Here is an 8,293-nt window from a genome sequence, read left to right on the forward strand (position 1 = left end):
GGGATCAAGATGCGGCGAGTCGTTGGCTGGCGTAGGTGCCGAGGGTCTCGCGGCCCATCACACATCCGACGAAGGTGGTGAACTCGCTCGGGTCTTCCCGCAACGAGGTCCAGGCCGCTCGGGCGGCAGCCGGGTCGACCCGCTCCAGCAGCGTTGCCGCGTACGCCCGGCCGGCGGGTGTGCCGTCGGCCAGCACCCGGTCGAGTTGCCGGCGGACCGCGTCGGGGTGGTCGTCGAGGGCGGCTGACACCCGCTCGTACGCCTCCGTCACCGGCAACACCTCGCCGGCGAAGCCAACCCCACCGAAGGCGAGCGTGTCAGCGTGCACCAACGCGTCAACGGCCGCGTCGAGTTCGCGCTCCCATTTCTTGCCGATACCAAACATGCCCACACCTCTTCCCCGCCCACCGCCACTCCACCCTGTTGATCAAGAGGTTTGCGTCATGAGAAGACAGCCCATGACGCAACCTCTTGATCACCGCGCTCAGGCGGGGGTCACCGTGAGGCTGCCGGTTTGCGGGTTCTGGTCCACCTTCACCGTCTGGCCGTCGCGGATCTGGCCGGACAGGAGGGCCTTCGCCAACTGGTCGCCGATTGCGGTCTGGACCAGGCGACGCAAGGGGCGGGCACCGTAGATCGGGTCGTAGCCGTGCTCGGCCAGCCACTGACGGGCGGACTCGGTGATGTCCAGTGCCAATCGGCGGTCCGCAAGACGGTTTCGCATCCGGTCCAGCTGGATGTCGACGATGGTCCGCAGATCGTCCCCGCGCAGCGAGGCGAAGACCACTATGTCGTCGAGCCGGTTGAGGAACTCCGGCTTGAAGTGCGACCGGACCACGGCCAGCACACCCTCCCGGCGCTGCTCGTCGGCGAGCGTCAGGTCACCGATCACCGACGACCCGAGGTTGGACGTGAGGATCAGGATCGCGTTACGGAAGTCGACAGTGCGGCCCTGGCCGTCGGTGAGCCGGCCGTCGTCGAGCACCTGGAGCAGCACGTCGAAGACGTCCGGGTGGGCCTTCTCCACCTCGTCGAGCAGGATCACCGAGTACGGCCGGCGGCGCACCGCCTCGGTGAGCTGACCGCCCTCGGTGTAGCCGACGTAACCGGGTGGGGCACCGACCAGGCGGGCGACCGAGTGCTTCTCGCCGTACTCGCTCATGTCGATGCGGACCATCGCCCGCTCGTCGTCGAAGAGGAACTCGGCGAGGGCCTTCGCCAGCTCCGTCTTGCCGACGCCGGTGGGGCCGAGGAAGAGGAAGCTGCCGGTCGGGCGATCCGGGTCGGCGATTCCGGCCCGGGCCCGGCGCACCGCGTCGGAGACCGCACCGACCGCCTCGGCCTGGCCGACCACCCGGCCGCCCAGCGACTCCTCCATCCGCAGCAGCTTGGCCGTCTCGCCCTCGAGTAGGCGGCCGGCGGGGATGCCGGTCCAGGACGCGACCACCGCGGCGATGTCGTCCGCGCCTACCTCCTCCTTGAGCATCGCGCCGTCGGCCTGGAGCTGGGCCAGCTCCTCCTCGGCCTGGGTCAGCTCGAGCTTGAGGGCGGGGATCCGCCCGTAGCGCAGCTCGGCGGCACGTTCCAGCTCGCCGTCCCGCTCGGCCCGCTCGGCCTCGCCGCCGAGGCGTTCCAGCTCCTCCTTGGCGGTGGAGAGCTTGGTGATGTGGCTCTTCTCCGTCTGCCAGCGCTCGGAGAGCACTGTGAGCTGCTCGCGCTTGTCGGCCAACTCCTTACGCAGCCGTTCCAGTCGCTCGGCGGAGGCGGCGTCCGGCTCCTTGGCCAGCGCCATCTCCTCGATCTCCAGCCGGCGGACCGCCCGCTCGATCTCGTCCACCTCGACCGGCCGGGAGTCGATCTCCATCCGGAGCCGGGACGCGGACTCGTCGACCAGGTCGATCGCCTTGTCCGGCAGGAACCGGTCGGTGATGTAGCGGTCGGAGAGAGTGGCGGCTGCGACAAGCGCGGCGTCGGTGATCCGGACACCGTGGTGCACCTCGTAGCGCTCCTTGAGCCCGCGCAGGATGCCGATGGTGTCCTCGATCGTCGGCTCGCCGACAAGCACCGGCTGGAAACGACGCTCCAGCGCCGGGTCCTTCTCGATGTGCTCGCGGTACTCGTCGAGCGTGGTGGCACCCACCATCCGCAGCTCGCCGCGGGCCAGCATCGGCTTGAGCATGTTGCCGGCGTCCATCGAGCCCTCGCCCTTGCCGGCGCCGACGACCGTGTGCAGCTCGTCGAGGAAGGTGATGACCTGCCCGTTGGAGTTCTTGATCTCCTCCAGAACGGACTTCAGGCGCTCCTCGAACTGGCCCCGGTACTGCGCTCCGGCGACCATCGCGCCGAGGTCCAGCGAGATCAGCTTCTTGTCGCGCAGCGACTCGGGGACGTCACCGGTGACGATCCGCTGGGCCAGGCCCTCGACGATCGCGGTCTTGCCGACGCCGGGCTCGCCGATCAGCACCGGGTTGTTCTTCGTCCGCCGGGAGAGCACCTGGATGACGCGGCGGATCTCCGAGTCGCGGCCGATGACCGGGTCGATCTTGCCGTCCCGGGCGCTGGCGGTGAGGTCCACGCCGTACTTGGTAAGGGCCTGATAGGTCTGCTCCGGATCTGCGGTGGTGACCCGACGGTCGCCACCGCGAACGGTCGGGAAGGCCGCGACCAGGGCTTCCTCGGTGGCGCCCGCCGTCTTCAACGCACCGGACACCGCGCCGCCCACCCGGGCCAGGCCGGCGAGCAGGTGCTCGGTGGACGTGTACTCGTCGCCCAGCGGCCGGGCGATCTGCTCGGCGGCGCCGATGGCGTTCACGAACTCCCGCGCCAACGTCGGCTCGGCGATGCTCGAACCGCGGGCGGCCGGCAGGGCGTCCACCGCGCGCTGGGCGGTCCGGCGCAGCTCGGCGGGGTCGGACCCGACGGCGCGCAACAGACCGGTGGCGGTCGAGCCGTCGGTGTCCAGGAGTGACAGCAGCAGGTGCCAGGGCTCCACGGTGGCGTGACCACGCTGGTTGGCCAGCGCGACGGCGCCCGTGATGGTCTCGCGGCTCTTTGTGGTGAGTCTTTCGGTGTTCATGGGCTCCCCCGGATCGGCGTTGTCCACTGAGAAGGACACAACCAGAGTTGAGCGTATTCCGCTCAACCTTAGCGCGTGACGCCCATCACTCCCGGGGACGCCACCGCCAGTCGAACTCCCCGGCCGCCGGGGCCGGGCCGGGCAGCGGCTCCGGGTCCGGCACCGCCGAGAGGCCGGCCAGCAGCACCGCGAGCTGGCGGCGGCGCAGCTGCCCGGTCCGCTCCGGCTCGGGTACGCGCACCGCCGCGCACGACTCCAGCAACAGCCCCAGATCCGGTACGACCACGTCGGGGCGCAGCCGCCCGCTGGCGCGGGCCCGCTCGAACAGGGTGGTGGCCAGCTCGTTGGCGCGCATCGCGTCCCGGCCCATCTCCTCGGTCGGGGTGAAGGTGCCGGCCAGATGGACGGTGAGTGAGTGCACGTCGGCGTCGACCACCCGGGCCAGAAAGCCGGTGAACGCGGCCCAGCCGTCCGGCTCGGCGAGGGCCGACTCGGCCTCGGCGACATACCGGCGCAACCCGTCGTGGCAGAGCTGACGCAGCAGGTCCTCCTTGCTGGCGTACCTCCGGTAGAGGGCGCTGATGCCGACGCCCGCGCGCTCGGCGACGGCGGCGATCGGCGCCTTCGGGTCGGCGAGGAAGACCGCACGGGCGGCTTCGAGGATGACCTCGTCGTTGCGGGCGGCCTGGGCGCGGCGGCCACCAAGCGTCTTCTGGGGTGCGGTCGGCATGAGTTCAGACTACCAGTGGAACGGATCGTTCCGCTCTGCTACGGTGATTGCAGAACGAAACATTCCGTTCCGAAGGAGTCCGAGATGACCGGCACCGCGATCCGCCCGTTCCGCGTCGAGATCCCGCAGACCGACCTCGACGACCTGGCCGCCCGGCTCGGCCGCACGAACTGGCCCGCCGAGCTGCCCGGCGCGGGCGACGCCTACGGGATGAGCACCGAGCGGGTGCGGGCGCTCGCCGCGCGGTGGCGCGACGGGTTCGACTGGCGGGCCGTCGAGGCCCGACTGAACACCCACCCCCAGTTCGTCACCGAGATCGACGGCGAGCAGATCCACTTCCTGCACGTCCGATCGTCCCGGCCGGACGCCACCGCCCTGGTGCTCACCCACGGCTGGCCCGGCTCGGTGCTGGAATACCTGGACGTGATCGCCCCGCTGACCGAGCCCACCGACCCGACCGCGCCGGCCTTCCACCTGGTGATCCCGTCGCTGCCCGGCTTCGGGTTCTCCGGGCCCACCCGCAGCGCCGGCTGGAACCGCTTCCGCACCGCCCGCGCCTGGGCCGAACTGATGAACCGCCTGGGGTACGACAGCTACGGCGCGGTCGGCAACGACGCCGGCTCGATGATCTCGCCGGAGCTGGGCCGGATCGACCGGGAGCACGTCCTCGGCGTGCACGTCACCCAACTCTTCTCGTTCCCGTCCGGCGACCCGGCCGAGTTCGCCGAGCTGTCCGAGGCGGACCAGGCGGCGCTCGGACACCTCCAGTGGTTCTACGAGAACAAGTTCTCCTTCAACCAGGTGCACAGCCAGCAGCCGCAGACCCTGGCGTACGCCCTCGCCGACTCGCCGGTTGGGCTGCTCGCCTGGAACGCCCAACTCTTCGACGAGAGCCTGGACACCGACTTCATCCTGGCCAACGTGGCGCTCTACTGGTTCACCGGCACGGCCGCCTCGGCGATCCGGTTCTACTGGGAGGACGCCCACGCCGGGCAGACACCGACCGAGCCGACAAGCGCGCCGACCGGGCTGGCCATGTTCCCCGGCGACTTCCAGTCCATCCGCCGCTTCGCCGAGCGCGACCACGCGAACATCGTCAGGTGGACGGCGTACGGGACGGACGTCGACGGTCGCGGCGACGTCGGTGGCCACTACGCCGCCCACCAGGCCACCGACGTCCTGGTCGCCGACATCCGCGAGTTCTTCGCCAGCCTCCGCTGACCCGGCCCTGTCCGGGCCCACTCGGTGCCCGGCCCGCCCTCGGTGCCCGCCCCGCACGCCCGGGGGCGGGCGCCGTCCGGCGTTACTGCCCGACTCGGCTGCGCAGTCGGGCGGTGCAGTGCGAGAGATCGACTCGGTTTTCCGTGAAGTCGGGGTGTCCGCGCGCTGGGATACCCCAACTTCACGGAGACCGAGTCGATCAAGGCGGTCCGGACGGTTGGAAGGGCGTCGTCACTCCAAGATCTGCGCGTTGTTAACCAAGCGGTAGCCTTGGCGGGTGCGAGTACGTGTCGAGCAGACCGCCTTACCCGGGATCGGGGTACGTCACGATCTGGTGACGGAGTCCGGACGTCGCCTGGGCGTCGTCTCCCACCGCAATGGCCGCCGAGATCTGGTCCTCTACGACCCTGACGATCCCGACGCCTGCCAGGCGGACATCCCGCTGACCGATGACGAGGCCGAGGCGCTCGCCGACATCCTCGGCGCGTCGCTGATGCTCGGTCAACTCTCCGGGCTGCGCGAGCAGGCCGCCGGGCTACTCACCGAGCAGATCGCCATCACGGCCGGGTCGCCGTACGTCAACCGCAAGCTCGGCGACACAAAGGCGCGTACCCGCACCAGCGCCTCCATCGTGGCGGTCCTCCGCGAAGGCGAAGTGATCGTCTCGCCACTTCCCTCCTTCCGCTTCGCAGCCGGCGACGTGGTGGTGGTCGTCGGGACTCGACGGGGTCTCGACGGTGTGTCCGCCATCCTCGCTGACAGTGACCCGGACGGCTGAGGCGGATGCACGATTCCACAACTCTGCTCGTCGAAGTCGGCGCGCTGCTGCTGTTGCTTGGCGTCCTCGGGCGGCTGAGCCGTCGGGTGGGCCTCTCACCCATTCCCCTCTACCTGCTCGCCGGGCTGGCCTTCGGGCACGGCGGGTTGCTCCCGCTCGCCGCGAGCGAGGAGTTCTTCGCCGTCGGCGCCGAGATCGGCGTCATTCTGCTGCTGGTGATGCTGGGCCTGGAGTACTCGGCAAACGAGTTGGTCGGCAACCTCCGTTCGGCGGCACCGGCCGGGCTGATCGACGGTGTCCTCAACGCGCTGCCCGGCGCGGGGTTCGCCCTGCTGCTCGGCTGGGACTGGGTGGCCGCCCTGGTGCTCGGCGGTATCACCTGGGTCTCCTCCTCCGGGGTGATCGCCAAGGTCCTCGCGGACCTGGGCCGACTCGGTAACCGCGAGACCCCGGTGATCCTCTCGGTGCTGGTGATCGAGGACCTGGCGATGGCCCTCTACCTGCCGCTCGTCACCGCCGTGCTGGCCGGCACGGGCCTGCTCGGCGGCGGGATCGCACTCATCGTCGCGGTCGGCACGGTGCTTATCGTGCTGGTGGTCGCCATCCGGTACGGCCACCTCATCTCGTCCGCCCTGTCGGCGAAGGACCCGGAGGCGCTGCTGCTCGGCGTACTCGGCCTGACCCTGCTGATCGCGGGCCTCGCGGCGAAGCTCCAGGTGTCGGCGGCGGTCGGCGCGTTCCTGGTCGGCATCGCGCTGTCCGGTCCGGTGGCACACCACGCGACCGAGTTGCTCTCCCCACTGCGGGACCTGTTCGCCGCCGTGTTCTTCGTCTTCTTCGGCCTGGTCACCGACCCTCGGGACATCCCGCCGGTGCTGTTGCCGGCGCTCGCCCTGGCCGTGGTCACGATGGCGACGAAGACGCTCACCGGCTACCTCGCCGCCCGTCGGGTCGGCATCGCCGAACCCGGTCGATGGCGGGCCGGCCTGGCGCTCGTACCCCGAGGTGAGTTCTCCATCGTCATCGCCGGGCTCGCGGTGGCCGCCGGAAGCGTCGAGCCGCGGTTGGCGGCGCTGGCGGCGACGTACGTCCTGATCACCGTGGTGACCGGACCGATCCTGGCGCGGCTGCCGGACTTCCCGTGGTTCAAGCGGTGGCTGCGTAACCGCGCGGCGGCCCAACGGCAGGAGCGCGTTCCGGTCGCCGACCCGCTGCACTGAACGGACACCGTCAGCGGGTGGGCCCTTCGGTCCACCGGAAAGCTGCGGCCGCGTGGGTCGCACCCGCACGGACGTAGAAGCGGTGCGCGTCGGTGCGGGCCAGACCGGACTCCAGGAAAACGTAGTCGGCGCCCTGTTCCTGCGCCCAGGCCCTGGCCGCGGTCAGGAGGTTCGAGCCGACACCCCGGGAGCGCCAGTCGGGGTGTACGGCGAGATCCTCGATCGAGGCCCGACGGCCGAAGCGCACCGAGAGGATGTCCAGGTAGACGCTTGCCACGCCGATCAGGTGGTCCTCGTCCGTTCGCGCCCCGAAGAGTGCGACGTCCTCGCGGTCGAGCAACTGCGCGGTCCGCTCGACGGCACGGTCATTGTCCCAGTCCCCGGGAGGACGACCGGGAGGGGCGAACAGCCATTCCAGCCCCATGACGAACTGCGCCTCGGCGCCCCGCTGCAACCGTCTAACTTGGACTGCCATAGGAGCATCATCGACGGCGCCGTCGATGCCGTGGGGCCGGCCAGGCCAACGGTTGCGGAATTGCTCCCCCCGGGTACTACCGCAGCACCCGACGGCGGGTTACCGTTTCGCCCCAGCAGCCAGGGTCCGCAGGCAGCGTCGCCACCCCGCGGACCAGAGCGGAAGGTTGGCCGGTGAGCGTGCAGGAGTCGACGTTCCACGGCTTCGCGAACCCCGTCGATCCAAGTCCGGCGGAATTGCGAGCTTGGGCGTACAAGCCCGATTCTGTGCCTTTGGCCTCGATGCCACCCGACTGGGACCTGCTGGTCTCCGGTGACCGGCTGGTCCTGACGCTCTTCGACCTGGCGATGGATCCGACCTGCCCGGCACGACGTTTCGCGTTGCACTGTCTCTACATCTACGCGGCCGACGGCATCCGGACGAACTTCCGCGCCCACCCCAAGCGCCGCTTCCGCAAGCTCGTCGAGCAGGCCGAGCGCAACGGCGACGAGCTGATGAAGATCTGGGCGCACAACGGCCGGGTGCTACTGGCCCGCCCGGGCCTCTTCGTCTACCGGGACTGGTGCGAGGGCGGCCTGGTCCGCGAGAACCGCCGCCTCGGCTGAACGGATCTTCCGCCCGCAATCACGGGCCGGGACCCCCTTGCGGCAGCACCGCGTCCCGGCCCGAACCGCTGACGAGGTGCGGGCCGGGACCCCCTTGCGGCAGCACCGCGTCCCGGCCCGAACCGCTGACGAGGTGGGGGGGGGGGGGCCCCCCGGGGCGCGGGGCGCCCCGCCGGCAGCCCGCCGCC

At 70.6% G+C, this 8,293-nt stretch carries 8 protein-coding genes; 4 read left to right on the top strand and 4 right to left on the bottom strand.

Translation table 11 applies throughout. The annotated features are described in order from the left end of the window. Window positions 1-4 precede the first annotated feature (4 nt). The 3 genes from AB0B85_RS25870 to AB0B85_RS25880 all read right to left on the bottom strand — a co-directional run bounded on the left by AB0B85_RS25870 (window position 5) and on the right by AB0B85_RS25880 (window position 3,806). A complete protein-coding gene (locus AB0B85_RS25870) occupies window positions 5-385 on the bottom strand; it encodes a hypothetical protein (protein ID WP_357411565.1) in 381 nt (126 codons plus the stop codon). Between the two features lie 99 nt (window positions 386-484). Continuing rightward, complete coding sequence (gene clpB, locus AB0B85_RS25875; RefSeq protein ID WP_357411566.1) at window positions 485-3,076, bottom strand: ATP-dependent chaperone ClpB; 2,592 nt, start codon at window positions 3,074-3,076, stop codon at window positions 485-487. 85 nt (window positions 3,077-3,161) lie between these two features. Beyond that, window positions 3,162-3,806, bottom strand: a complete 645-nt coding sequence (locus AB0B85_RS25880; RefSeq protein ID WP_357411567.1) for a helix-turn-helix domain-containing protein — start codon at window positions 3,804-3,806, stop codon at window positions 3,162-3,164. Between the two features lie 84 nt (window positions 3,807-3,890). Between AB0B85_RS25880 and AB0B85_RS25885 the strand changes: the two genes are divergently transcribed. The 3 genes from AB0B85_RS25885 to AB0B85_RS25895 all read left to right on the top strand — a co-directional run bounded on the left by AB0B85_RS25885 (window position 3,891) and on the right by AB0B85_RS25895 (window position 7,025). After that, a complete protein-coding gene (locus AB0B85_RS25885; RefSeq protein WP_357411568.1) occupies window positions 3,891-5,027 on the top strand; it encodes an epoxide hydrolase in 1,137 nt (378 codons plus the stop codon). Window positions 5,028-5,304: 277 nt separating this feature from the next. After that, window positions 5,305-5,805 (top strand): TrkA C-terminal domain-containing protein, encoded by a 501-nt coding sequence (locus tag AB0B85_RS25890; RefSeq protein ID WP_124815967.1) that lies wholly within the window; start codon window positions 5,305-5,307, stop codon window positions 5,803-5,805. Between the two features lie 5 nt (window positions 5,806-5,810). After that, window positions 5,811-7,025, top strand: a complete 1,215-nt coding sequence (locus AB0B85_RS25895) for a cation:proton antiporter (protein WP_357411569.1) — start codon at window positions 5,811-5,813, stop codon at window positions 7,023-7,025. A 10-nt stretch (window positions 7,026-7,035) separates the two neighbouring features. Here the strand turns inward: AB0B85_RS25895 and AB0B85_RS25900 are convergent, their stop codons facing one another. Next, window positions 7,036-7,500, bottom strand: a complete 465-nt coding sequence (locus AB0B85_RS25900) for a GNAT family N-acetyltransferase (protein WP_357411570.1) — start codon at window positions 7,498-7,500, stop codon at window positions 7,036-7,038. A 173-nt stretch (window positions 7,501-7,673) separates the two neighbouring features. On the opposite strand from AB0B85_RS25900, the gene AB0B85_RS25905 reads away from it, so the two are divergent. Further along, complete coding sequence (locus AB0B85_RS25905; protein WP_357411571.1) at window positions 7,674-8,105, top strand: hypothetical protein; 432 nt, start codon at window positions 7,674-7,676, stop codon at window positions 8,103-8,105. Window positions 8,106-8,293 lie beyond the last annotated feature (188 nt).

This window comes from Micromonospora sp. NPDC049044 (assembly GCF_040649215.1).
GTDB lineage: Bacteria > Actinomycetota > Actinomycetes > Mycobacteriales > Micromonosporaceae > Micromonospora.

Bases quoted from the DNA above. Each gene is read 5' to 3' on its own strand.
- AB0B85_RS25885 (WP_357411568.1), top strand. From the start codon at position 3,891: ATGACCGGCACCGCGATCCGCCCGTTCCGCGTCGAGATCCCGCAGACC.
- AB0B85_RS25895 (WP_357411569.1), top strand. From the start codon at position 5,811: ATGCACGATTCCACAACTCTGCTCGTCGAAGTCGGCGCGCTGCTGCTG.
- AB0B85_RS25900 (WP_357411570.1), bottom strand. From the start codon at position 7,500: ATGGCAGTCCAAGTTAGACGGTTGCAGCGGGGCGCCGAGGCGCAGTTC.
- clpB (WP_357411566.1), bottom strand. From the start codon at position 3,076: ATGAACACCGAAAGACTCACCACAAAGAGCCGCGAGACCATCACGGGC.
- AB0B85_RS25870 (WP_357411565.1), bottom strand. From the start codon at position 385: ATGTTTGGTATCGGCAAGAAATGGGAGCGCGAACTCGACGCGGCCGTT.
- AB0B85_RS25880 (WP_357411567.1), bottom strand. From the start codon at position 3,806: ATGCCGACCGCACCCCAGAAGACGCTTGGTGGCCGCCGCGCCCAGGCC.